The sequence below is a fragment of the Brevibacterium sp. BRM-1 genome (genome assembly GCF_026802075.1).
Classification (GTDB): domain Bacteria; phylum Actinomycetota; class Actinomycetes; order Actinomycetales; family Brevibacteriaceae; genus Brevibacterium; species Brevibacterium rongguiense.
In genome coordinates this window covers 1,866,132-1,891,532 of the sequence record NZ_CP113788.1, presented here as the reverse complement: position 1 = coordinate 1,891,532, position 25,401 = coordinate 1,866,132, and the positions used below count along the sequence as shown (strand labels likewise).

General features: G+C 72.5%; 15 protein-coding genes and 1 pseudogene. 7 read left to right on the top strand and 9 right to left on the bottom strand.

The annotated features are described in order from the left end of the window. Positions 1-50 precede the first annotated feature (50 nt). A complete protein-coding gene (locus tag BRM1_RS08235; protein ID WP_160953736.1) occupies positions 51-1,091 on the bottom strand; it encodes a hypothetical protein in 1,041 nt (346 codons plus the stop codon). Positions 1,092-1,408: 317 nt separating this feature from the next. On the opposite strand from BRM1_RS08235, the gene BRM1_RS08230 reads away from it, so the two are divergent. Then, positions 1,409-2,062 carry a BPL-N domain-containing protein gene (locus tag BRM1_RS08230; RefSeq protein WP_160953737.1) on the top strand — a complete coding sequence of 218 codons (654 nt, stop codon included), beginning with the start codon at positions 1,409-1,411 and terminating at the stop codon, positions 2,060-2,062. A 228-nt stretch (positions 2,063-2,290) separates the two neighbouring features. On the opposite strand, the gene BRM1_RS08225 is transcribed toward BRM1_RS08230, so the two are convergent. Further along, positions 2,291-3,457 (bottom strand): diacylglycerol/lipid kinase family protein, encoded by a 1,167-nt coding sequence (locus BRM1_RS08225; protein WP_268525107.1) that lies wholly within the window; start codon positions 3,455-3,457, stop codon positions 2,291-2,293. A gap of 113 nt (positions 3,458-3,570) precedes the next feature. Between BRM1_RS08225 and serS the strand changes: the two genes are divergently transcribed. Both serS and BRM1_RS08215 read left to right on the top strand, forming a co-directional pair. Then, entirely contained in the window at positions 3,571-4,857 is a 1,287-nt protein-coding gene (serS, locus tag BRM1_RS08220) for a serine--tRNA ligase (protein WP_268525105.1), read from the top strand. A gap of 82 nt (positions 4,858-4,939) precedes the next feature. After that, entirely contained in the window at positions 4,940-5,746 is an 807-nt protein-coding gene (locus tag BRM1_RS08215; protein WP_160953739.1) for an HAD family hydrolase, read from the top strand. Positions 5,747-5,760: 14 nt separating this feature from the next. On the opposite strand, the gene BRM1_RS08210 is transcribed toward BRM1_RS08215, so the two are convergent. The 3 genes from BRM1_RS08210 to BRM1_RS08200 are packed head-to-tail and all read right to left on the bottom strand — an operon-like array spanning position 5,761 to position 8,203. Then, positions 5,761-6,660 (bottom strand): HAD family hydrolase, encoded by a 900-nt coding sequence (locus BRM1_RS08210; protein ID WP_268525102.1) that lies wholly within the window; start codon positions 6,658-6,660, stop codon positions 5,761-5,763. Continuing rightward, positions 6,657-7,172, bottom strand: coding sequence for a hypothetical protein (locus BRM1_RS08205; RefSeq protein ID WP_268525100.1), 516 nt, complete (start codon positions 7,170-7,172; stop codon positions 6,657-6,659). The genes BRM1_RS08210 and BRM1_RS08205 overlap by 4 nt, the downstream gene beginning before the upstream one ends. After that, complete coding sequence (locus tag BRM1_RS08200) at positions 7,172-8,203, bottom strand: NAD(P)H-quinone oxidoreductase (RefSeq protein WP_268529786.1); 1,032 nt, start codon at positions 8,201-8,203, stop codon at positions 7,172-7,174. The genes BRM1_RS08205 and BRM1_RS08200 overlap by 1 nt, the downstream gene beginning before the upstream one ends. Positions 8,204-8,452: 249 nt before the next feature. Here BRM1_RS08200 and BRM1_RS08195 point away from each other — a divergent pair, with 249 nt between their 5' ends. Then, positions 8,453-9,238 carry a DUF805 domain-containing protein gene (locus BRM1_RS08195; RefSeq protein ID WP_160953742.1) on the top strand — a complete coding sequence of 262 codons (786 nt, stop codon included), beginning with the start codon at positions 8,453-8,455 and terminating at the stop codon, positions 9,236-9,238. A 126-nt stretch (positions 9,239-9,364) separates the two neighbouring features. Here BRM1_RS08195 and ilvA read toward each other — a convergent pair whose 3' ends face one another. Then, positions 9,365-10,651: a threonine ammonia-lyase IlvA gene (ilvA, locus tag BRM1_RS08190; RefSeq protein ID WP_442864213.1), complete on the bottom strand. Its 1,287-nt coding sequence runs from the start codon at positions 10,649-10,651 to the stop codon at positions 9,365-9,367. Between the two features lie 123 nt (positions 10,652-10,774). On the opposite strand from ilvA, the gene BRM1_RS08185 reads away from it, so the two are divergent. The 3 genes and pseudogenes from BRM1_RS08185 to glgB form a co-directional block, all read left to right on the top strand. Continuing rightward, a complete protein-coding gene (locus BRM1_RS08185; RefSeq protein ID WP_268525098.1) occupies positions 10,775-12,877 on the top strand; it encodes an alpha-1,4-glucan--maltose-1-phosphate maltosyltransferase in 2,103 nt (700 codons plus the stop codon). A 155-nt stretch (positions 12,878-13,032) separates the two neighbouring features. Next, complete coding sequence (locus BRM1_RS08180; RefSeq protein ID WP_268525096.1) at positions 13,033-15,108, top strand: maltokinase N-terminal cap-like domain-containing protein; 2,076 nt, start codon at positions 13,033-13,035, stop codon at positions 15,106-15,108. A gap of 79 nt (positions 15,109-15,187) precedes the next feature. Beyond that, positions 15,188-17,665 (top strand): annotated as a pseudogene (glgB, locus tag BRM1_RS08175) (1,4-alpha-glucan branching protein GlgB); the annotation flags it as partial. Here the strand turns inward: glgB and treZ are convergent. The 3 genes from treZ to glgX form a co-directional block, all read right to left on the bottom strand. Continuing rightward, a complete protein-coding gene (gene treZ / locus BRM1_RS08170; protein WP_268525092.1) occupies positions 17,662-20,142 on the bottom strand; it encodes a malto-oligosyltrehalose trehalohydrolase in 2,481 nt (826 codons plus the stop codon). The pseudogene glgB and the gene treZ sit on opposite strands and share 4 nt — an antisense overlap. A gap of 106 nt (positions 20,143-20,248) precedes the next feature. Continuing rightward, positions 20,249-23,029 carry an alpha-amylase family glycosyl hydrolase gene (locus tag BRM1_RS08165; RefSeq protein WP_268525090.1) on the bottom strand — a complete coding sequence of 927 codons (2,781 nt, stop codon included), beginning with the start codon at positions 23,027-23,029 and terminating at the stop codon, positions 20,249-20,251. Then, positions 23,026-25,260, bottom strand: a complete 2,235-nt coding sequence (gene glgX / locus BRM1_RS08160; RefSeq protein WP_268525087.1) for a glycogen debranching protein GlgX — start codon at positions 25,258-25,260, stop codon at positions 23,026-23,028. The genes BRM1_RS08165 and glgX overlap by 4 nt, the downstream gene beginning before the upstream one ends. Between the last annotated feature and the right edge of the window lie 141 nt (positions 25,261-25,401).

Here is a 25,401-nt window from a genome sequence, read left to right as displayed (position 1 = left end):
TCACACCCGGTCGTCGTGCAACTTACGTACATTTCGTAATCTGGCGTGTCTCAGCGGCGGCTGCGGCGGGTGAAGAGCACGGTTGCACCGCCCATGAGCAGCAGGGCGGCACCGGCGCCCAGGCCGCCGAGCTCCATACCGGTGCGCGGCAGGCTGCCGTTGCCGTCGTCACCACCGTTGTTGTCGTCGCCCCCGTTGTCATTGTGGTCCCCGTCGTTACCGTCATCACCGGGCCGGGGCGCGTTGCCCACGGAGAACGCCGCCGACAGCTTCTTTCCACCGCAGTGGGCGCTCACGACGTAATCGCCGATGTAGGCGGCCGGGCTGCTTGGATTTGTCCCGTAGACGTTCCACGCCGCGGTTCCGCTGGCATTGGCCGTGGCCTTGCGGGTCAGGGGCGTGACATCGGAGTCCTTGGGCGCCACGGAGAAGTTCACGGTCTCACCGGGCGTGCAGTGCGCCGCGGTGAGGCTGACGCCCTTCTTCGCGTTGACGAAGTCGGCGGCGCTCACGCGTGCGGGCCTTGCGGTGAGCGCGGGCTTGGCGGCCGTCTGGGTGGGAGACGGCGCTGCGGTCCGCGTAGGCGTTTCGGCCGGGGTGGTCGAGGTTGAGGGCGACGTGGTCGAGGTTGAGGGCGACGTGGTCGGAGGTGTCTCCTTATCGCGAACGATCCTCCATGTTGCGGATGCGACCAGCGACCGCGTGCCGGCATCCTTCAGCGAGGCCGTGTACGTGCCAACGGCCTCCTCGGTATCGTTCGGCTTGTAGATCTCACCGTTGATGGTGACCCGACCCTCAGCATCGGCCTTCGCGGGCAGGGGCTCGAGTTCGGGAGTGTCCCTGGGGTCGAAGAGATATTCGCCGTTCGGAGTGAGACCGGTGGCCCTCGCGATGATTTTGGTGCCCTTCTTCGCCTCGGCAACGGTGATGACCGACGGAGTGACGGTGAGAGTGGCCTTCGTGCTGTCCGAGGTCGGCTGCGTTGTGGCCGGGGCCTTGCCCTCGGACGGCGCCGCCGCGGCCGGCAACGAGGTCATCGGGATGGTGACGAGCGTGAGTGCGGCTGCTGCTGCCAGGAGCGTCTTCTTCATCCTGATCCGTTTCAGGAGGGCGAGAGGAGCGGTGGGGCCCGTCCGCACACGGCGGCGAGCGCTTCCAGATTAGTAAAGAAGGAAAATGTGGCGCAGACAACTTCTGGTCATTAAGTAACCGCGCCCGCCGTAGGGACCACGGTCGACGGTGTCCGCGCGGGGCGCCGACGAAACCGTAGGCTACGAACGTGCAGGTCGGCAGAGGCGAATCAGCAGGGTGGACGCGGCGTTCTCTCCTCACCGGCGCGGTTGCCGCTTCGGTGGTCGCGCTGGGGGCGGCATGCGCGCCGCCGGCGGCCCGTCGTGCCTCGCCCCCCGTGCCGCGCACCGCGCTCGTCTACCGCGGTCCGGCGGGGTGCGATGGCTGCGCGGAGACTCTCGCGGAGCGCCTCGGAAGCGGGGGCTCTGGCCTCGACGTGTCGTTCATCGGGCCTGGGCAGGACGTTGAGGCGACGCCGGAGGCATTGGACGGAGCGAGCCTCTTCGTCCAGCCCGGAGGCGGGGATGACATCGACGATGCGGCCTCGCACTTCTCACAGGGCTTCTCGCGCGCGCTCAGGCGGTTCGTCCACGACGGCGGGCGGTACCTCGGGGTGTGCATGGGGGCCTACCTTGCCGGCAGCGACGGCTTCGGGCTGCTCAGCACATCGATCGAGGGAGCGGTGGGCACGCCGAGGTTCCCGGTCGCGGACAGCGGGGAGCACCTCGTTGAGGTGGCCTGGAACGGCACGAAGAGGTGGACGTTCTTTCAGGAGGGCGCGCTGCTGCCGGCTCGCGGGGCGGAGGTCTGCGCCCGGTACTGCGCGGGCGGCACCGCCGCAGCGCTGTACCGCGTGGGCAAGGGGCGCGTGGGGCTCATCGGCCCGCACCCCGAGGCGGATCAGACGTGGTTCGACGAGGCGGGGCTTTCCGATCCGGACGGCGACGACTGGCGGTTCGCCCGGCCGCTCGTCGACCGCCTGCTCGCATAGCCCAGACTCGCATAGCCCAGAGCGGGCGGTGGCTCACCCGCTCGAGGCTCTCCGCCGCGAGGGGGAAGCGAGCGAGAGGATCGTGAGGGGGGCCGGGGGCGCGGCCGCGCATCGGGTGCTCGGAGCTGTCCCCTGTTCCTGCGCCACCCGAGTTTGTCGACGCCCCCCCTGGTCCCGAGGTTCTCGACGCCCCCGCGGCTTCCCAAGGCTCCGAGGTGCTCGCCTCGGTCAGTCGTTCGTGTACCCGAAGGGCACGGGCCAGTCGGCGGCGCGGATGCGGCGGCGCAGCTCCTCGCCGGCCGTGCGCACGACGAGCGAGCCCGGATCGATCTCCATGGCGAGGTAGGCGGTCTCCCCGCACGGATCGCCGTCGAGCTGGACCTCCATCTCATCCTCGGCCTCGATGACGACCCGGCTGCACGGCGTGATCTCCGTGTGCAGGCCCCTGCGGCGCCGCCCCACGACGGAGGCGATGACGCCGAACCAGTCCGCCAGGTTCTTGGGGCTCACGATGAGCACGTCGAGGATGCCGTCGTCCACCTTGGCCCCGGGCAGCAGCTCGAGCCCGCCCTGCACCTTGCCGCAGTTGCCGCCCAGCACCGAGCGCACCCGGGTCTCTTCCGGCTCCTTGTCGTCGAAGCGCAGCGAGACCTTCGTGCGGTTGCCCAGCAGCTTGCGCGAACCGGCCTCGACGTAGGCGAGCCAGCCCACGCGCGTCTTGAGCGCATCGTTGGTGTCGGCCATGACCGCGGCGTCGAAGCCCAGGCCCGCCATGACGAGGAAGACGTGGTCTTCGCCCTCGGGGCTCAGCTGCGCGTGCGCGACGTCCATGGATGTGTCCACACCCCACAGGGCGGTGCGCAGGGCCCATTCGGGCCGGCCCAGGACGATCGATAGGTTGCGCGCCAGCAGGTTGCCCGTCCCCAGCGGCACGATGCCCAGCGGCACACCTGTGTGCACCAGCTGCTCGGCGACGTGGCGCACCGTGCCGTCGCCGCCGGCCGCCACCACGACGTCCACTCCGGCGGCCAGCGCCTCGCGGGCCATCTCCGTGCCCGGGTCCTCCTCCTCGGTCTCGATGACGAGGGGGTCGTCCCAGCCGGCCTCGCGGCACACGGCCGCCGCGCTCGCGCGGAAGTCGGCGTGGGCCTTGACGGGGTTGAGCACGATCGCGGCGCGGCGCATGCCACCGGCCGCCCGCGCCGGCGCGGACTGGTCCTGCGGATCGGGCCCGGCGGGCGCCTCGGGCGCGGCGGCGGCCTCACCCGTGCCCGGCGCCGAGGCGCGGGCCCGGCGGGTGCGCGCCGCCTCGAAGGCAATGCCCACGGCAATGCCGATGAGGAGCGTGACGAGGAGCGCCAGCAGCCCCAAGAGCATGTCCGTGGTGATCGTCATGGACTCACTCTAGGCAACCCGCCTGGGAGCGGTGCCCGCGGTGTGCACGGGGCGCTCGCGGCCCGTGCCCGGCGCGGCGCGCGACTGCGGGGCGTGACGGTAGGGTTGGGCCCGTGATCGATCTACAGCAGCTGAGAGACGAACCGGAGGCGTTCAAGGCCTCGCAGCGGGCACGCGGGGCCAATGTGGACCTCGTCGACGACATCCTCACGGCGGATTCGGCGCGCCGCGCCGCCATCACCGAATTCGAGGACGCGCGCGCCCAGCAGAAGGCCTTCGGCAAGCGCGTGGCCCAGGAGAAGGACAAGGAGGCCAAGGCACGGCTCGTCTCCGAGGCCAAGGCGCTCTCCGACCGCGTGAAGGCGCTGCAGGCCGACGCCGACGAGGCCGACTTCACGTTCACCTCGCTGGCCTCGAAGCTGCCCAACCTCATCATCGACGGCGTGCCCGCCGGCGGGGAGGAGGACTCGGTCGAGCTACGCCGCGAGGGAACCCCGCGCGACTTCTCGGCCGACGGGTTCGAGCCCAAGGACCACCTGGAGCTGGGGGAGAGCCTGCGGGCCATCGACACCCAGCGCGGCGCGAAGGTCTCCGGCGCCCGGTTCCACTACCTCACGGGATTCGGGGCGCGCCTGGAGCTCGCCCTGCTCAGCCTGGCCATGGACACCGCCCAGCGCGCCGGCTTCACCCCCGTCATCACCCCCACGCTCGTCAAGCCGGACATCATGGCCGGCACCGGCTTCCTGGGCGAGCACGCCGATGAGATCTACCGCCTCGAGGCCGACGACCTGTTCCTCGTGGGCACCTCCGAGGTCGCGCTGGCCGGCTACCACAAGGACGAGATCATCGACCTGTCCGATGGCCCCATCCGGTTCGCCGGCTGGTCGTCCTGCTACCGCCGCGAGGCCGGGTCGTACGGCAAGGACACCCGCGGGATCATCCGGGTCCACCAGTTCCAGAAGGTGGAGATGTTCTCCTACGTCCACGTGGACGATGCCCAGGAGGAGCACGCGCGGATGCTCTCGCTCCAGGAGGAGATGCTGGGCAAGTGCGAGCTGCCCTACCGGGTGCTCGACATCGCCGCCGGCGACCTGGGCGACTCGGCCGCGCGCAAATTCGACTGCGAGGCGTGGGTGCCCACGCAGGGCACGTACCGCGAGCTCACCTCCACCTCGAACTGCACGACGTTCCAGGCCAGGCGCCTGTCCATCCGCGAGCGCGGCGAGGACGGCACCCGCCCCGTCGCCACCCTCAACGGCACGATGGCCAACACCCGCTGGCTCGTCGCCATCCTCGAGAACCACCAGCAGGCAGACGGCTCCGTGCGCGTGCCCGAGGCCCTCCAGCCCTACCTGGGCGGCATGACCGCCTACGGTCCGGAGGGCCCCCGCTACAGCTGAGCCCCGCGGGCCCATCGAGTGCCGCGAGCTTCGCGGCCACCGGCCCCGCCCGCCAGCCACCCACGCCCGCGAAGGAGAGCACATGGAATCCCACCTCGTCGGCCTCGACCTCGACGGCACCGTCGTCGACTACGACGACGCTCTGCACGAGCCCGTGCGGGATGCGATCCGGGCCGCCGAGGCTGCAGGCCACCACATCGTCATCGCCACCGGGCGCGCCGTGTCCGGGGCGCTGGACGTGGCCAACCGGCTCGACCTCACCGACGGCTTCGTCGTGTGCTCGAACGGCTCCGTGACCGTGCGCCTCAACCCCGCCGCCGAGCGCGGCTGGGAGGTCTTCCACGTCGAGAGCTTCGACCCCGGGCCCGCGCTCGAACGCATGGCGGCCGTGCTGCCCACCGCGCTGTTCATGGTCGAGGACACGGACCTGGTGCGCTGGGCGTCCTCGGACTTCCCCGAGGGGGACCTGGCCGCCGGCGCCCACCTGCGGGTGGTGCCGTTCGACGAGCTCAAGGGCAAGCGGGCCACCCGCATCGTCATGCGCGAGCTCAACGGCACCAGCGAGGAGTTCGAGAAGTCCGTCGAGAGGATCGGGCTGCACGGCGTGACGTACTCGGTGGGCTGGAGCAACTGGCTCGACATCTCCCCGGACGGCGTCTCGAAGGCCAGCGCACTGGCCCGCGTTGCGCAGTCACTGGAGATCCCCCGCGCGCGCACGCTGGCCGTGGGGGACGGCTCGAACGACGCGGAGATGCTCGAATGGGCGGGCGCCGGCATCGCCATGGGCCAGGCGCGCGACTCGCTCAAGGCGATCGCCGATGCCGTCACCGGCACCGTGGACGACGACGGGCTGGCGACGGTGCTCAGCGAGCGGCTGCAGCTGGGCTGAGCCTCGGCACCGCCCTATGCCGGGCGCGCGGCCAGGATCGCCTCGATGACCGGTCCGATCCCGCCCTCGTCGAGGGCGGGCGAGCGGTGCTCGCACGCCGCGAGCACCCGCGGGTGCCCGCCCTCCACCGCGAACCCCGACCCCGCCCACGCGAGCATCTCCAGGTCGTTGGGCATATCCCCGAACGCCGCCACCTCGTGGGCGCCGATCCCGCGTTCCGCGCAGAAGCGGGCAAGCGCCCCGGCCTTCGTCACGCCCGCCGGGGCGAGCTCCACGAGGCCGTTCGCGGGGTTCGAGTGCGTCGCGTGCATGCAGCCGCGGGCCAGCGGCTCGACCTGGTGGAGCAGTGCGTCGGAGTCCATCTGCCCCTCCAGCCGCACGAGGACCTTCACCACCCCCGCCGCCTGGGCCGTGCGCCAATCGCCGAGCTCCACGCGCCGCGCGCCAGCGGGGAGCTGTGCGGCGAAGTCCGGCTCGACGAGCAGCCCGTCGAGGGTCTCGAATCCCAGCCGCGCGCGGGGGATGAGCTGGGACCGCCGCAGGGCGAAGTCCGCCAGGCTCGCCTCCTCGACGAGCTCGGCGTGCACGACGCGGCGCGCCTGCAGGTCGTAGACGACCGCGCCGTTCGAGCAGATGGTCAGCGGCAGGTGCGGCACCTGTTCGGAGATGGGAGCCATCCAGCGGATCGGCCGGCCGGTCACCGGGATGACGATGATGCCCGCGGCGGCGCACGCGTCCAGGGCCTGCGCTGTGCGCTCGGCGATGGGACTGCCCGTGCGCAGGAGCGTGCCGTCGATATCGGTGGCGATGACGCCCACGCGCCCGAGGCGCCCCGCGTCCGGCCATGTCCGCGCGAGACCGCTTCGGGCCGGTGGGGGCTGCGCGCTGCGCTCGGCACCGAGTGCGCCGCTCATGCCCGCTCCTCGAGCCGCTCCACCGCGCGCTGCGCGTCCCGCACGTAGGATCCCGCGGCCCGCGCGGCCTCGCGGGGATCGGTGCCCATGCGGATTGCGGCGCGGCTCATCGCCGCGGCCTGCGCGGCCTGCGCGACCAGGAGAGCCGCCTTCGACATGCCTTCGGCCAGGTCGCCCACCACGGCCCTGACCTGCGCCGGGACAACCATGTCAGCGACAGGGACCTGCGCGTGGGCGCGCCGGGCCGTCTCATCGATCCGCTCGCCGAGCGCATTGAGATCGTACGTGAGCGCGGCCAGCGCCTCGGCCGCCTCCTCCTGCTGCGGATCATCCCCGCGCGCCTCCTCTCGCACGGCAAGCGCCGTCTGGTAGAACCGGTCGACCGCCCGGTTGAAGCGGTCCCGGTGCTGGCGCCACACCCCCGTCCCGTACGCGCGGTCCTGCTGGGCGGCGCGGGGCCGCTTGGCCGGCTGCCCGGAGCCTGAGCGGCGCAGCCGCGAGAGCAGGCCCATCACGCACCGTCCGCGCGCGTCTCCTGGTCATCGGCGCCGATGAGCGGGCTGACGGCCACGACGACCTTGCCGATGCTCTCCCCGTCCTCGAGGAGGGCGTGCGCGCGGCCGGCCTCCTCGAACGGCACCACCCGGTACACGACCGGGCGGACCCGGCCGCGGGCCACGAGCGGCCACACGTCGTCGGCCACGGCCTGCACGATCGCGGCCTTCTGCTCATCCGGGCGGGCGCGCAGGGTGGTCCCGATGATCGAGCGGCGGTGCGCCATGAGCGTACCGATGTTGAGCTCGGCCTTCACCCCGCCCTGCATGCCGATGATGACGAGGCGCCCGTCGTCGGCGAGGGCGTCGACGTTGCGCTGCAGGTATTTCGCCCCGACGACGTCGAGGATGACGTCCGCTCCGCGACCGTCCGTGATCGCCCGGATCCGCTCGACGAAGTCCTCCTCGCGGTAGTCGATGACCGCATCCGCGCCGAGCTCGGCGGCCGCCGCGCCCTTGCGCGCGCTGCCGACGGTCACCGCGACCTGGGCCCCGGCGGTCTTGGCCAGCTGGATGGCGGCCGTGCCGATCCCGGAGCCGCCGCCGTGGACGAGCAGCCACTCGCCTGCCCGCAGCCGGGCGGCCTGGAAGACGTTCGAGTAGACAGTGGCCAGCACCTCCGGCAGGGCGGCGGCCTCGGTGAGCGAGAGCGAGTCGGGCACGGCGAGGAGCTGGCCCTCCGGCACGTCGACGTATTCGGCGTACCCGCCCCCGGTCAGGAGCGCAGCGACCCGGTCGCCCACGCTCCAGCGGTCCTCGCTCACGCCCTCGCCCAGCTCCGCGATGGTGCCCGCGACCTCCAGGCCCGGGATGTCCGTGGCCCCGGCCGGCGGGCTGTAGTGGCCCTGGCGCTGCAGGATGTCGGCCCGGTTGACGCCGGCGGCCGCGACCCTGACGAGCACTGAGCCGGGCGGGCAGGTGGGCACGGGCCGCTCGGCGGCGGCGAGCACCTCGGGCCCCCCGGGTTCGGCGATGGTGATTGCGCGCATCGTAGCCATGCGCACACCCTACGCCGGGGTGCGGACGCGCCGGGCGGCTGCGCCCAGCGGCCGCGCGCGGCGGACCGGCCCGGGTCCGGCGGCGCGGGAATGTTGCCGAACGGCAACGCGCCGGGCTCGCACGCGGCGCCCGCCCGTGTGATGATCGGTACCGTACGGCGCCGAGCTGCGCCTGCGCACGACTGAGCAGTGCTGACAGGCAGTGAGAACCACAACCGACGAGTGAGAAGGGTGAACGAGATGTCCTACCCCAATGATCCGTACGGCAGCGGCCAGGGCGGGTACGGCCAGGGCGGCTATGGCCAGCAGCCCGCGGCCCCCGGCTACGGATCCCAGCCTGCGGCCCCCGGCTACGGCGCGCCCCAGCAGGGCTACGGCACCGGCCAGCAGGGCTACGGCTCGCAGCCCGCCCAGCAGCCCTCCGGCGGCCAGCAGGGCTACGCGCAGCCCGCCGGCGGCGGGTTCGGCTACGGCGGCGCCCCCACCGGCACCACGAACCCGGACGACATGAGCCTGCCGTACTACGGGGCGCCGTTCATGGTGGCCGTCAAGCGCTTCTTCAAGGGGTATGTGAAGTTCAACGGCCGCGCCTCGCGCAGCGAGTACTGGTGGGCCTACCTCTTCGTGATGATCGTCACGCTCATCGCGTCGATCCCGTTCTACATCGGCTACTTCATGGTCATCGGCAGCACACTGCGCTCCGCCTCCAGCTACAGCTCGGACTACAGCTCCGGCTACGGCACGACCATGACGTCGTCCGGGCCCAGCGGTGGCTCGGTGGCCGTCCTCGTCATCGGGAGCATCCTCTTGTTCGTCGTGTCGCTCGCCCTCATCCTCCCGCAGTTCGCGGTGGGCTGGCGGCGCATGCACGATGCGAACATGTCCGGTGCCATGTACCTGCTCAACTTCATCCCGTTCGTGGGCTTCATCATCGGCATCGTGCTGGCTGTCAAGGAGCCCGACCCCGCAGGCCAGCGCTTCGACGAGGGCAACGACCCCAACGCGGTGGCGCCCGCCGCCTACTGAGCGCAGCCGGCTGGGCAGCCAGCCGCGCTCGATCCCGCGCGATCGACCGCGCACGACGACGGCCCCAGCGGATTCCGCTGGGGCCGTCGCGGTGTCCCGGGGTCGCGCGCCCTGGGCCGGTCCGCCTCAGACGAACATGCGGAAGAGCGGCGAGTCCTGCGCGACCTTCTCGATCTGCAGCGGCGAGGCGTCCATGCGCTCGAGGAGGGCGGCCAGATCGCCCGCGTGGCCCAGCGTGACCCCCACGAACGCGGGCCCGGTCTCGCGGTTCGAGCGCTTGACGTACTCGAACATGGAGATGTCGTCATCGGCGCCCAGCACCTCGTCGAGGAAGCGGCGCAGCGCGCCCGGCTCCTGGGGGAAGTCGACGATGAAGTAGTGCCGGAGGCCCTCCCAGACGAGCGAGCGCTCCAGCACCTCGGAGTAGCGGGAGATGTCGTTGTTGCCGCCGCTGACCAGGCACACGACGGTGGAGCCGGGCTCCACGGGGACGGGGGCGCCGGTGCCCGGTGCGCCCACCGCGGCGCTGGCCAGTGCCCCCGCGGGCTCGGCGATGATGCCGTCCACCTGGTAGAGGCTGAGCATCTCCGAGGCCACCCGGCCCTCGGGGACGGGATCCACCTCGAGGCCGAGTTCGGAGATGATCGCGTGCGTCGCCTCGCCGGCGCGGCGCACGGCGGCGCCGTCGGCGAACGAGTCGACCGTCTCGAGGGTGACGGGATGGCCCGCGGTCAGCGCCGCGATCATGCTCGCGGCGCCCTCCGGCTCCGCGCCGATGACGCGGGTGCCCGGCATGTGCTCAGCGGCATAGGCCGCGATGCCCGCCAGGACGCCGCCGCCGCCCACGGGGACCACGATGCAGTCGGGCGCCTCGGGCAGCTGCTGGGCGATCTCCGCGCCGATCGTGCCCTGGCCCGCGATCGTGCGGAAGTCATCGAAGGCGGAGACGAGGAGGGCGCCCGTCTGCTCCGCATAGCGCTTGGCCAGGTCCGAGGAGTCATCGTACGTCGAGCCGTCGATGACGACCGTGACGCGCTCGCCGCCGAAGTGGCGGATCCGGTCGATCTTCTGCCGCGGCGTGGTCTTGGGCACGATGATCCGCCCCGCGATGCCGAGCTCGTTGCAGGCGCGGGCGAAGCCCTGGGCGTGGTTGCCGGCCGAGGCGCAGACGACACCGTGGGCCCGCTCGGCCTCGCTGAGCTGGAGCATGCAGTTGAACGCCCCGCGGATCTTGTACGAGCGCACCGCCTGGAGGTCCTCGCGCTTGAGGTAGACGGTCGCGCCGGTCGCCTGGGAGAGCCGCTCGGAGATGTGCAGCGGGGAGGTGAGGATGGAGTCGCTGATGCGGGCCGCGGCGGCCTGGACGTCGGCGGCGGTGGTCTGCTGAGGGGCACTGGTTCCATCGATGAGCACGGCTCCATTGTGCTCCGCCCGCCGCTCCCGCTGAAAAACGGACCGCAAACGACCGCATCGTGGAACCCCGCCCGCCCGCACCGGCGCCTGCCGCCTGCGCGCCGCTCCCGCTAGGGTTGTGCCATGAGCACCCCGATGGCCGACTCCGCGCCCGCCGCCGCACCCGCCGCCACGCACTTCGGCCGCATCCCCATCGTGGACCCGGAGCCGCTCGTCGAGGGCGGCGCGTTCCCCGCCAAGGCGATCGCGGGCGAGCTCGTGCCCGTCGCCGCCACCGTCTTCAAGGAGGGCCACGACATCGTCGCGGCCAACGCGGTCCTCTACGACGGCGCCGGAGCCGAGGTGCACCGCTCGCTCCTGTTCAACCGCCCGGAGAACGTCGACCGTTTCTCCGGCTTCGTCATCCCGCGTGCCCAGGGGCCCCACACGATCGTCATCGAGGGCTGGGTCGACGAGTTCGCCACGTGGCGCCACCGCGCCGAGGTCAAGATCGCGGCGGACACCGACGTCGAGCTCATGCTGGCCGAGGGCGTCGACATGCTCGACCACTACCGCCGCGCGCCCGGCCGGATCGCCCGCGACAAGGACGCGCTCAAGGCCGCGATCCTCGCCCTCGAGTCGAGCGACGGCGCGCCCCTCGAGCGGCTCGAACGGGCACTGAGCCCGGAACTGCTCGCGCTCATGAGCCGCCGGCCCATCCGCGGGCTCGTCTCCCGCTCCCGCCCCCTGCCACTGCTCGTCAGCCGCGACGGCGCCGGCCGCGCCGCCTGGTACGAGTTCTTCCCCCGGTCCGAGGGCGCCCGCAGGGACCCGGAGACCGGCGCCTGGACCTCGGGCACCTTCGCCACCGCCGCCGCCAGCCTCGAGCGCGTGGCCGACATGGGCTTCGACGTCATCTACCTGCCGCCCGTCCACCCGATCGGCGAGGTCAATCGCAAGGGCCCGAACAACACGCTGACCCCCGGGCCCGCGGATCCCGGCTCGCCGTGGGCGGTGGGCTCGCGCGCCGGCGGCCACGACGCCATCCACCCGGACCTCGGCACCTTCGCGGACTTCGACGCCTTCGTGGCCCGCGCCCGCGAGGCGGGCCTCGAGGTCGCCCTCGACCTCGCCCTCCAGGCCGCCCCCGACCATCCCTGGGCCACCGAGCACCCCGAGTACTTCACCCAGCAGCTCGACGGCACCATCGCGTATGCGGAGAACCCGCCCAAGAAGTACCAGGACATCTACCCCATCAACTTCGACCGCGCCTACGAGGCGCTGTGCGCGGAGGTCCTGCGCATCGTCCGGCTGTGGATCTCCTACGGCGTCACGATCTTCCGCGTGGACAACCCGCACACCAAGCCGCTGCGGTTCTGGGAGTGGCTCATCCGCACGGTCAACGCCGAGCACCCGGAGATCGTGTTCCTCGCCGAGGCCTTCACCCGCCCCGCGATGATGGCCGGCCTGGCCAAGGCCGGCTTCCAGCAGTCGTACTCGTACTTCACCTGGCGCAACACGAAGGAGGAGGTGGAGGAGTACCTGGCCCAGCTGCGCGACGAGACCGGGGCCTTCCTGCGCCCCAACTTCTTCGTCAACACCCCGGACATCCTCACCGAGTACCTGCAGTTCGGCGGCCCGCCCGCCTTCCGGATCCGCGCCGCGCTCGCCGCCACCGCCTCGCCCCTGTGGGGAATGTACGCGGGCTTCGAGCTCTACGAGCACGTGGCGCGCCCGGGGGCGGAGGAGTACATCGACAACGAGAAGTACGAGTACAAGGACCGCGACTTCGCGGGCGCGCTCGCCGAGGGCCGCTCGCTGGCCCCGTACGTCACGATGCTCAACCGGCTGCGCCGCGAGCACCCCGCGCTGGGCGAGCTGCGCAACATCGTGCTCCATTCCTCCGACGACGACTCGATCCTCGTCTTCTCCAAGCGCAAGGGCGCAGACGTCGTCATCGTCGTCATCAACCTCGACCCGCACGCCACGCGCGAGACCACCGTCCACCTCGACATCGACGCGCTGAGGCCCTTCGACCCCTACACCCAGGCCCCGCCCGAGGCGCGCTGGGAGGGCCCGTCGCAGGGCGCCTCGGCGATGGGCGACGAAGGGGAGGACCTGCCGCAGGCCTTCACGGTCCACGACGAGGTCACGGACCAGACGTGGGAGTGGGGTGCGCACAACTACGTGCGCCTCGACCCGCGCGCCGAGCCCGCGCACATCCTCACCGTCGACTGGGACCGGTAGGCCCCGCGCCCGAGGCCGACCCAGGGCCCGGGGTCCGGCCCGAATCCCGCCCGCCGCCCGCACCGGCCGCCGCCCGCGCTGGCCGCCGCCTGCGCTGGCCAGGGGCGCGGATTCGCTAAGGTGGGCACACGACGACGTTGTAAGAGGGGACTCACGTGGCAATCAGCAGCGAGCTCGAGCGCCAGCTCTCCGGGTGGCTGCCGCGGCAGGCCTGGTTCCCGCGGCAGGACGTGGACCTGGGCTCCGACCCGGACGTCACGCCCATGTCGGAGACGCGCCTGTTCGAGTTCGACGGCCCGGACGGCTCGGTCGTGCAGGGCATCGCCGCGATCCTGGCCGTCGGCGACGGGCCCTCGATGCGCCGGCTCAATGTGCCGCTCGTCTTCCGCACCGCGGAGGACTTCGCGCTGCGCTCCCACCTCATCGGGACGGTGGAGGACATGACGCTGGGCCGCTGCTGGGTCTACGACGCCGCGGCCGATCCCGTCTTCGTGCTCACCCTCGCCGCCGCCCTGGCGACCGGCCGCCGCTTCCAGGGCGGACAGGTCCAGGCGCTGCAGGTCAGCCGCGGCAACGATGACTTCCTCGAGCTCGACTCGCCCGCCGCGCTGCTCGAGCGGGCCGCCACGACGGAGATCGCCGTCACCGACCACCGGCGCGGGGAGACGACCGTCTCCATCGACGACGTCGCCACCCCCAGCTCGCTCACGCTCTTCCGGGTGCTCACCCCGGGCATGAGCGCCGGGGTGCGGATCCCCGTCGTGCTGGCCTCGGCCGGTTCGCACACCGTGCCGCCCGTCATGGGCTGGGCCGCGGGCCGCTGGTTCGACGCCCGCGACCTCACGACCCTCACCGCGCCGCTGGCGATGCTCACCCGCAGCGAGGCCTCCGCCCAGCCGGCCTGGCGCGAGGCCGTCGACACGGCGGTGAGCGTGGACTCCGGCTCGATCGGCAGCTTCAACAAGCGCGCGGCCGCCCTGGGCGCCCGCGTGGGTGAGCTGCACCACGACCTCGCCCGCGAATTCGGGCAGGTGCCAGGCGATGCGCGGCAGACGAAGAACTGGGTGCGCAAGTGGACGGAGCGCGTGGACTGGGCGCTCGCCCGCGCACCGCTGGCGCTCTCCGGCCTCGAGGAGCCGCTGCGCCGCCACCGCGCGTCCCTGGCCGAGCTCGACACGGTGGGCGCGCTCCAGCGCATCCACGGCGACCTCACCCTCAACCACGTCGTCTCCGGGCCCACCTCCGGCTTCACGGCCGTGAGCTTCGCGGACTCCGCCGGTGTCGACGACACGCACGCCGATCCCAAGCCCGCGGCCCTCGACCTCGTGGCGCTGCTGCGCAGCCTCGACTACGCGGCAGGGTACGCGCGGCTGCGGCGCACCGGGGCACTCGACGTCGATGCGCGCCCGGCCACGCTGGGCGTGACCGGGCTGGGCGAATCGGACGCCGACCTTCGCGAGGTCGTCGACTCCCCGGAGTACCTGTGGTCCGCACAGGCGCAGAATGCACTGCTCACCGGGTACTCGCACGCCGTGGACGCCTCCGTGGGACTGCACGATCCCGTCCTGCGCGCGGTGCTGGTCGACCGCCTGCTCGTCGAGGTCGTCGCCGAGCTGCGCAACCGCCCCGCCTGGCTGATCGTGCCGCTGGCCTCCCTCACCCTGCTCCTGGCCGGCCGCCAGCCCGGCGGCAGCGCGCGCGGCGCTGCGGCCGACCGCCCGGATCCGGCCGCCGAGGCGCCGGCGGGCCAGGGCGGTCCGGGCGCCGACGGCGCCGCATGGCGGGCGCGCGGGGCGACGGTCAGCGCCGAGGAATTCGCCGAGTCGGCCGAGGCCGCGGCGGGTGCCGAGGCGCTCGCCGCCGAGCTCGGCGTCGATGCGCCCGAGGGTGCGCGGGCCGACAGTGTGCAGGCCGAGGGTGCGCAGGCCGGCCCCGATGCCGAGAGCGCCCCCGAATACGTGCATGCGCCCGAGCCCGGTTCCCATGAGGCAGCGGACGCCGCGGATGCGGCGGGCGACGAGGAGGCGGCAGGCGACGCGGAGGGTGCGAAGCGGGGGCCCGCCGACGCCGGCGACGCTGCCGCTCACGGCACTGGCCACGGTGAGGGCACCGCCGTTGACGACGCGGTTGACGATGACGCCGCCGACGATGACGCAGACGACGAGGCAGACGACGACGCTGACGATGAGGGCGATGCGCCCTTCGCCCCGAAGTCCGCGCGCCCGCACTAGCCCGCACGCCGACCCGCAGCGGACGACTCGATCTGGCGGTCGGCGGCCCGCGGACGCAAAGGAGACGCCCATGAGCAGCATCGATGCCCGGACCGCGCAGTCGGTCGCCGCGGGTGCCCACCACGCCCCGCACGGCGTGCTGGGCGCGCACGTCGTCGCGCGGGACTCGCAGACGCCGGGGGTGCCCGCCGGGCGCGGCATCGCCGTGCGCGCCGTGCGGCACATGGCCGATGCCGTCGACGTCATCGCGGACGGGCAGCGCTACCCGGCCCAGCACCTCGACGGCGGGCTGTGGGAGGCGCAGCTGCCGGGCGAGAAGGTCCCGGACTACCGCATCGAGGCGCGCTGGGGCGAGGACGTCGTGCGCGCCGATGACCCGTACCGCTTCCTGCCGTCGGTGGGCGAGGTGGATCTCCACCTCATCGGCGAGGGCCGCCACGAGCGGCTGTGGCAGGTGCTGGGCGCGCGGGTGCGCACCTACGAATCGGCAGACGGCGACATCCGCGGCACCGGCTTCACCGTGTGGGCGCCGAACGCACAGGCCGTGCAGGTCGTGGGCGACTTCAACGGCTGGGACGGGCGCGGGCACGCCATGCGCTCGCTGGGCTCGAGCGGCGTGTGGGAGCTGTTCGTGCCGGGTGTGGCCGAGGGCGCCGTGTACAAGTTCCGCATCCTCACCCGCGCCGGGCAGTGGATCGACAAGGCCGATCCCATGGCCCGCCAGACCGAGGTGCCCCCGCGCACCGCCTCGATCGTGGCCCACTCGACGTACCGCTTCGACGATGTCGACTGGGTCCTCGCCCGCGACCGCGGCGTGCCGGCGGAGGCGCCCATGAGCACGTACGAGGTGCACCTGGGCTCGTGGCGGCAGGGCCTGGGCTACCGTGAGCTCGCCGAGGAGCTCGTCGCCTACGTCAGCGCGCTCGGCTTCACCCACGTCGAGTTCATGCCGGTCGCCGAGCACCCGTTCGGCGGCTCGTGGGGCTACCAGGTGACGTCGTACTACGCGCCCACCTCGCGGTTCGGCAGCCCGGACGAGTTCCGCCACCTCGTCGACCGGCTGCACACGGCGGGGATCGGCGTCATCGTCGACTGGGTGCCCGCCCACTTCCCCAAGGACGCGTTCGCCCTGGCAGGCTTCGACGGCGAGGCGCTCTACGAGCATCCCGACCCGCGGCTGGGCGAGCACCCGGACTGGGGCACGCTCATCTTCGACTACGGGCGGCCCGAGGTGCGCAACTTCCTCGTCGCCAACGCGCTGTACTGGATCGAGGAGTTCCACATCGACGCGCTGCGCGTGGATGCGGTCGCCTCGATGCTCTACCTCGACTACTCCCGCGAGGACGGCCAGTGGCTGCCCAATGAGCACGGCGGGCGGGAGAACCTGCGCGCGATCTCGTTCCTCCAGGAGGTCACCGCGACCGTGGGCAAGTTGCACCCGGGCGCCGCGATCATCGCGGAGGAGTCGACGGCGTTCCCGGGCGTCACGGCCCCGACGTCGCAGGGCGGGCTCGGCTTCGACCTCAAGTGGAACATGGGGTGGATGCACGATTCGCTCAACTACATCGCGGAGGACCCGCTCTACCGCAGCTGGCACCACAACGAGATCACGTTCTCCATCGTCTACGCGTTCTCCGAGCACTACGTGCTGCCCATCAGCCACGACGAGGTGGTCCACGGGAAGGGCTCACTGCTGCGCAAGTTTCCCGGTGACCGCCGCCAGCAGCTGGCGGGCCTGCGCGGCTTCTTCGCCTACCAGTGGGCGCACCCGGGCAAGCAGCTCATCTTCATGGGCTCGGAGTTCGGCCAGGAGGCGGAGTGGAACGAGGCGCACGGCCTCGACTGGTGGCTCGCCGATGACCCGGGCCACGCCGGCCTCAGGGAGCTCGTCGCCGATCTCAACGAGTTCTACCGCGGCGAGCCCGCGCTGTGGGAGCAGGACGCCGCTGACGCCGGATTCCAGTGGCTCAACGGCGCGGATGCGCAGGGGTCCGTCATCTCGTTCGTGCGCTGGTCCGCCGACGGCCGGCCGGTCGCGTGCGTCATCAACTTCTCCGGTTCGAACTATGCCGACTACCGGATCCCCCTGCCGTTCGCGGGGGTGTGGCGCGAGCGCGTGAACACCGACGCGGCGGCCTACGGCGGCTCGGGCGGCGGCAACATGGGCTGGATCAGCGGCGAGGACGCGGCGTTCGGCGGGTTCGAGGCGTCGGCGTCGATCGTGCTCCCGCCGTTCGCGGCCCTGTACTTCACGCCGGACGACACCGAGGGCGCTGCCGGGGCCGACGAGGCACCGGCCGATGTCACGGCAGCCGTCCCGGGGGCAGTGACCCCGGGGGCAGCAGCCCCGGTGGCAGTGGCCCCGGCCCCGCAGACCCAGGCCACTGCCCCGCAGACCCAGCCCACTGCACCGGAAGCCGAAGCCCCGCAGGTCGAATCCCCAGCCCAGCCGGGTGAGGCCTCAGCGCAGAGGGCCGTTGCGGCCGCTGCGCCGGATGCCGCGGCCTCGACGGGATCGTCGCGCTGGGACGGGGGCCCGCGCAGCGCCCGCCCCTAGTTCGCGGCGAGCTGGACGGCGAGTGCCCGGCCCGGTTCGACGACCACGCGGGCGGTGCCCTCGGCCGCCGGGGCGCGCGCCTCGTCTGCCGCCCTTCCGGTGCGGACGGCTGGTTCGCCGGCGAGGACGGCGGCGGTGTCGAGAAGGACATGCGCCACGGGTCGTGGCAGGTCGAAGACCGCCGGCGCCGCACTGGTTCCCGGGGTGGCCGGGTTGGCCAGCACCACGAGCTCGGCGCCGATGCGCCAGCCGATCCCCGCGGCCGGAGGCGCGGCACCGCCCCCCTGGGTCGCCGCGGGAGCGGCGCCGTGCCGGTTCCCGTCGAGGTTCGGCTCGGAGGAGGTCGGAACCGCATCCGCGAGTGCACCGCCGGCGTCGGCCTCGCCCGCGCGCGCCGTGGCCGCGGAGTCCTCGGGCAGCGGGAGGCCGGCCGCTTCGCCGGCCGGCGCTGCAGGGGCGCCCGTGCCCCCAGCCTGGGGGGCCGGAGCCTCCGAGCCCGCAGCCTGGGAGACCGGTGCCGCTGGGGCGGAGGCCGGCTCCTGCGCGGGGAGGCCGCGGAAGACCTCGACGTCGGAGAACCGGGTGCCGCGGTATTCGGCGCGCGACATGCGCAGCCCGATGAGCCGCCGGTAGAGGCGCAGCATCGAGGCATGGGGCTCGGCAGCGCGCTCGGACCAGTCGAGCTTCGAGCGCTCGAAGGTCTGCGGATCCTGTGGGTCGGGCACCGCCGAGGCGTCCCAGCCCATCGCCGCGAACTCGCCCCTGCGCCCCTGCGAGACGGCCTCGCCCAGCCACTCCTCGCGGTGGTCCGTGAAGAACTGCCACGGGGTGGACGCGGCCCACTCCTCGCCCATGAACAGCATGGGCGAATTGGGGCCCAGGAGCAGGAACGTCGCCCCCACGCCCAGGTTGCCCAGCGCGGCGGCCTCCTGCCCGGTCGCACCGGCGGGTTCGGCTCCATGACCTACGGCGCCCGTCTGCTGCGGCAGGCGGTCGCCCGCCGCGCGGTTGCCCACCTGATCGTGGTTCTGGATGCTCACGACGAGCTGCTCCGGCCGGGCGGCGGCGAGGTCGAGGGGCCGGCCGTGCTCCCGGCCGCGGAACGTCGAGTACGTGCCGTCGTGGAAGAACCCGGACTGCAGCACCTTCGGCAGGGCGCCCGGGGCCGCGAAGTCGCCGTAGTAGCCCACGTCCTCACCGGTCAGGGCCACGTGGACGGCGTGGTGGAAGTCATCGCTCCACTGCCCGTCCAGGCCGAGCCCGCCTGCCCCGGCGCCCAGTTCGCGGCGCTTCGCGATCGTGGCGGGGTCGTTGCGATCGGACTCCGCGATGAGCGTGATGGGCCGCCCCAGCCGGTCGGAGAGCTCGGCGCAGAGGATCGCCATGTCCTCGAGGATCGGGACGGCGCGCGCGTCGACGAGCGCGTGCACGGCGTCGAGACGGAAGCCGTCGACGCCGTAGTCCTGGGCGAACATCGTGAGCACGTCGAGAATGTAGGCGCGCACCTCATCCGAACCGGGCCCGTCCAGGTTGATCGACTCGCCCCAGGGGTTGCTCGCCGCCGCGTGCAGGTAGGGCCCGAACGCGCTCAGGTAGTTGCCCGAGGGGCCCAGGTGGTTGAACACGACGTCCTGGACGACGGCGAGCCCGCGTGCGTGGGCCCCCTCAACGAACCGGCGGTAGGCGGTGGGACCGCCGTAGGGCTCGGCCACGGCGAACCACTGCACTCCGTCGTAGCCCCAGTTGTGCAGGCCCGCGAAGGCGTTGACCGGCAGCAGTTCGACCCACCCGATCCCCAGGTGGGCCAGGTAGTCCAACCGTTCGACTGCGGCGTCGAGCGTGCCGGCCGGGGTGAACGTGCCGATGTGGAGCTCGTAGATGGGCGCGCCGTCGGCCAGCGCGGCGGGGCGCGGCGGCACGGGCGCTGCGGGGGCTACGACCGCCGAGACTTCGGCGACCCTGGTGCCCGTGGTGCCCGTGGTCCCCGTGGTGTCCGCAGGCTGCGCGTCGCGGTCGGCCGTGCTGTCCCCGCAGTCCGCGCCGTGTTCGAGGGCCGAGGGGCCGTGGGGGCCATACGGCGCTCGCCGGCCCCTCGGATCCGGGAGCAGGGCCGGGCTGTCGTCGATGAGGAAGCCGTATTCCAGACGCCCCGGCGCATCCTTGGGGCCCGCGTCCGTCCCGCACGCGGGGGCGCCCCCGGCCGCGGCGCGCGCGAGTTCCTGCGGCACCGCGGTGAGCGACCACCACCCATGCGAGTCCGGGGCCTGCGCGAGCTCGAGCACCTCGAAGCCCGCCGCCGCCAGCTCGGAGAACTCGAACGGCGCGGCCCGGTAGCCCTCGGCTCGGGAAGGGGCGGTGCGCCAGGCGAGGCGGACGCGCTGCGCGCTCGGAGCCCACACCCGGAAGCTGCCGGGCACCTGCCGCCCAGCCGCCGAGGCGCTGGACGACCAGTCGTGGGCGAGGTCCGTATCCGTCATGGGGGCTCCCTGTGGTTGGGGTGGCAGTGCGGTCAGGCGGTCGGGCAGGCGGGCCGGCCGGGCAGCGCACGGGCGGCGGCGAGCGCGGCGGTGCCGGCTGCGCGCGTCACCGGATGCGCTCCAGCACGGCGACGGGCAGCAGTCGGAGCAGGTCCGCGGCGGCGTGGTCGCCGCCGTCGAACTCTGCGCCCGTGATGACGTCGCGCCAGCGCTGGCCGGGCGGCAGGGCCACCTGGGTGTCGCCCCAGCCGCCTAGGTCGGCCAGCGTGATGGGCATGCGGGTTCCCACGAGCGCGAGCTGGCCCTCGGAGCCGAAGGCGAACGCGAGCACGTGCTTGGCGCCGAAGCCGCTGGCCTCGAGGGGCGCGGCCGCGGGCGCTGCGAAGACGTCGCGGCGCTCCCGGCGCAGGTGGAGCAGGGCGCGGGTGAGGGCCAGCTTGACTGCCCCCGTCTCCCACGCCGCATCGTCGGCCCAGAACCCCAGGCTCGGATAGTCCCGCGCGCTGCGCGCGGCGGCGTCCGCGGCCTGCCAGGCGGGCAGGCCGGCGAGGATCTCGCGGCGCTTGGCGTAGTCCACGGGGCGCCGGTTGTCCGGGTCGACGAGCGACTGCTCCCACAGCTCCGTGCCGTTGTAGACGTCCGGCACGCCGGGGGCCAGCAGCTGGAGGGCCTTGGCGACGAGAGCATTGGACCAGCCCCCGGAGCGGATGCGGGCATCGAACGAGGCGATCCGCCCGCGCACGCCGGGGTCCTTCGCGCACGCGGCGGCGAGCTCGTCCACGGAGTGCTCGAAGTCCAGGTTGGGCTGCGTCCACGTGGTCTGCTCACCCGCCTCGCGGGCCGCCTTGAGCACGTAGTCGCGGATGCGGTTCTCACGCAGGGGCCAGGCGCCCAGCACGGCCTGCCAGACGAGCATCTCGAAGCTCGTGTCGACGGTGGCCGGGCGCGCGCCCGCCAGACTCGCGTTGACGCCGAAGGCCAATTCCCCGGCGGCCACCTCGGAGGCGTCGGCCGCGAAGTCGAGCGGGCACAGCTCGCGCACGTGGGCGAGGAACTGCGCGAACTCGCCGGGCACCTCGGCGATGGCGAGGATGCGCGCCCGGGTGTCCTCACCGCGCTTCGTGTCGTGCGTGGTCAGGGAGTTCAGCCCCGCCGGGGACTCCTCCGCACGGCGGGCGAGTTCCGCGCCCAGCGCGGCGGGGGAGTGCGGGTCCGCGGGAGTCCCGCCCACCTCGTTGAGGGCCGTGAGGGCGCAGTAGCGGTAGAAAGCGGTGTCCTCGACGCCCTTGGCCATGACGGCGCCGGTGGTCTGGGCGAAGCGCACCGCCACCGGATGGTCCGCGGTGGTGAGGAGCACGCCCAGGTAGGACAGCAGTCGGTTCGAGGCGATGCGCGACTGGGCGGTCGAGCGCACGCGCGACAGCGCCGAGCGGATGACCTGGCCGTCGCGGCTGAGCGGCGGCAGGGCCTGGGCATCGATCCGCCCATCGAACTCGGCGAGGAAGTGGTCGCGATCGGCGCGGGTGGGCGCGTAGACGCGGTAGACGGGCAGCGAGGCGGTGATGAGCGCGAAGACGTCCGCGAGCTGCTCGGGATCGACGGGGCGGCCCGCGCCGGCGGTGCCCTCGGCCGCCTCGGCGGCGGCCAGCGGGTCCGTGCCGATCGCCTGGTGGGCGGCCTCATCGAGCCGGTCCCAGCCGCGCGCGCTGTCGCGTGCGAGGCGCAGCATCTCCGCGGTGAGCGGCCCGGAGGAGAACTCGGACTTCGCCTCGTTCTCCAGCTGGGCGAGAACACCGCTCACGGCGGTGGGGTGGCGCTGGAGGCGCTTGCCGCTGCCGGCGATGTCGAGCCCCGTCTCCTCGTCCAGGCTGCCGCCGGCGGACAGGTGCTGGCGCAGCGCCTCGATCTGGAAGAAGCCGCCGTGATGGGTGAGCGCGCCGTCGATGGCGGCGATGAGCTCATAGCCGGTGGTGCCGGCGGTGGCCCAGTGCGCGGGCAGCGCCTCGCGCTGCTCGCCGGGGCCCAGCGCGAGGATCTTCTCCACGACGACGTAGGCGCCGGTGAGCTCCCGCAGCCACGCGAGGTAGCCGGCGGGATCGGCCAGGCCGTCGATGTGGTCGATGCGCAGCCCGTCGACGAGCCCGGCGGCGAACCAGGACTCGATCTCCGCGTGGGTGGTCTCGAAGACCTCCCGGTCCTCCACGCGCACCCCGGCGAGGCTGCGGATGGTGAAGAAGCGGCGGTAGTTGAGCTCCCAGTCCTCGTGCGTCCAGTGCACGAGCCGGTAGTGCTGGCGCTCGTGCAGGGCCTGCGGTTCGATGCCCTCGGACACGGTGGCGGGGTCCACCGGGTAGAGCGCGTCGTAGATCTGCAGGGCGGGCCTGCCCCGGTGCTCGACGATCTCCAGGTGCTCGAGGTCCGCGGCCTCGCCGAGCTCCGGCAGGATGATCGTGCCGTCGGCGGCATCGAAGTCGATGTCGAACATGGCCGCGTGCTCGGAGTCGCGGCCGTAGGTGAGCACGTCCCACCAGAAGGGGTTGGCCGCCGGCACGCCGACGCCCATGTGGTTGGGCACGATGTCGACGAGGATGCCCATTCCGTGGGCGCGCGCCGTGCGGGAGAGCGCCTCGAGGCCCTCGCGGCCGCCGCGCGCGGCATCCACGCGGGTGGGGTCGACGACGTCGTAGCCGTGCTCCGAACCGGATTCGAGGATGGGGGAGACGTAGAGCCAGTCCACCCCGAGCGCGGCGAGGTAGTCCACCTGCTCCGCGGCGTCGAAGAGGGTGAAATCGGGGGTGATCTGCAGCCGGTAGGTCGAGGCCGGGGGCAGGTGCCCGCGCGGGCAGCCGATGCGCGACCGGTCCGCCGCGCCCGAGGCGCCGGTCACGACTGCGCCCCCGTCGCCTCGGCCGGGGCATCCCCGGCGGCGTCTGCGCTGTCTCGCTCCTCAGTGGCGCGGCCCAGCTGCTGGGCCACGGAAGCGGCCGGCGAGGTCTGGTGCGACGGCGAGGGGCGCGGGTCCTTGAGCACGAGCATGGACTTGCCGCTCACGCTGATGCTCGCGCCTGCGTCCACGCGGGTGCCGGGGTCGCAGATGCCGGCCGTGTCGATTTCCACCTGCCAGCTGGGGGCGTAGTCCTCACCCGGCATGACGAAGCTGACGGGGGCGAGGTCGGCATTGAAGAGGATGAGGAAGTCATCGTCGCGGATGGGGTTGCCCCGGCGGGTGGTGCCGGTGATCCCGTCGCCGTTGAGGTAGACGCCGATCGCCTTGGCGAACGAGGTGTTCCAGTCCGTCACGATCATCTCGTCGCCGTCCGTGTTGAGCCACACGAGGTCCGGCAGGGGCTGGTCCGTGTCCGAGCGGACCACCTGGCCGTCGAAGAAGCGCGAGCGGCGGAACGTGGGGTGCTCGGCGCGCAGCCGGAAGACCTGGGCGGTGAATTCGAGGAGCGACTGGTCCGCGTGCTCCCAGTCGATCCACGACAGCTCCGAGTCCTGGCAGTAGGCGTTGTTGTTGCCCTGCTGGGTACGGCCCAGCTCATCGCCGTGGCTGATCATGGGCACGCCCTGGGACAGCGCGAGGGTGGCGATGAAGTTGCGCTGCTCGCGGGCGCGCAGCGTGAGGAGCTCCTCGTCGTCCGTGGGGCCCTCGACGCCGTGGTTCCACGAGCGGTTGTGGGACTCGCCGTCGTTGTTGTCCTCGCCGTTGGCCTCGTTGTGCTTCTCGTTGTAGGACACGAGGTCGGCCAGGGTGAAGCCGTCGTGGGCGGTGACGAAGTTGACGCTGGCGAACGGCCGGCGCCCGGAGTTGGCGTAGAGGTCCGCGGAGCCGGAGATCCGGGAGGCGAATTCGCCCACCGTGGAGGGCTCGCCGCGCCAGAAGTCGCGCACGACGTCGCGGTACTTGCCGTTCCACTCCGACCACAGGGGCGGGAAGCCGCCCACCTGGTAGCCGCCGGGCCCGATGTCCCAGGGCTCCGCGATGAGCTTGACCTGGCTGACGATGGGGTCCTGCTGGATGAGCTCGAAGAAGGTCGAGAGGCGGTCCACGTCGTAGAACTCGCGGGCGAGGGCGGCCGCCAGGTCGAACCGGAAGCCGTCCACGTGCATCTCCGTCACCCAGTAGCGCAGGGAGTCCATGAGCAGCTGGAGCGAGTGGGGCATCCGGACGTTGAGCGTGTTGCCGGTGCCGGTGTAGTCCATGTAGTGCTCCGGGGCGTCCTCGACGAGCCGGTAGTAGTGGGCGTTGTCGATGCCGCGGAAGGAGATGGTGGGGCCCAGGTGGTTGCCCTCGGCGGTGTGGTTGTAGACGACGTCGAGGATGACCTCGATGCCCGCACGGTGGAGGGCGCGGACCATGCCCTTGAACTCCTGGACCTGCTGGCCGTTCTGGCCGGAGGAGGCGTAGGCGTTGTGCGGGGCCAGGAAGCCGATCGTGTTGTAGCCCCAGTAGTTGCGCAGGCCCTCGTCCTGGAGGCGCTGGTCCTGGACGAACTGGTGGACCGGCATGAGCTCGATCGCGTTCGCGCCGATCTTCTTCAGGTGCTTGATGACCGCGGGGTGTGCCACGCCCGCGTAGGTGCCGCGCAGCTCGGGCGGGACCTCCGGGTTGAGCTCCGTGAGGCCCTTGACGTGCGCCTCGTAGATGACGGACTGGTAGTACGGGTGATCCGGGTGCTGGTCGTCCTGCCAGTCGAAGAAGGGGTTGATGACGACGGCGAGCATCATGGAGTCCGCCGAGTCGTCCTCGTTCATGCCGGCCCCGTCCTCACCCAGCGGGTAGGAGAACATGGGCTGGCCCCATTCGATCTGCCCGGACACGGCCTTGGCGTAGGGGTCGAGGAGGAGCTTGGCGGGGTTGCAGCGCAGGCCGCGGGCGGGATCGTACGGGCCGTGGACGCGGTAGCCGTAGAGCTGACCGGGGGCGATCTGCGGGATGTAGCAGTGCCAGACGTCCGCGTCCTTCTCCGCGAGCTCCACGCGGGTCTCATTGCCCCACTGGTCGAACAGGCACAGCTCGACGCGCTCCGCCGGCTCGGAGTAGATCGCGAAGTTCGTTCCGGTGCCGTCGTACGTGGCTCCCAGGGGGTACGAGGTGCCCGGCCAGATCTGCATGCGCTCTCCTTGTGAGTCGGGGCCTCGGAGCCCGCGGCGCAGAGGGCGCGCGCGGCGCTGATGCCACGGTGACAAGGGTACTCAACGGCGCGGACACGGGGCGCCGCGCCCGGGGACGGGTGGGGGACAAGTAGCCCGCGC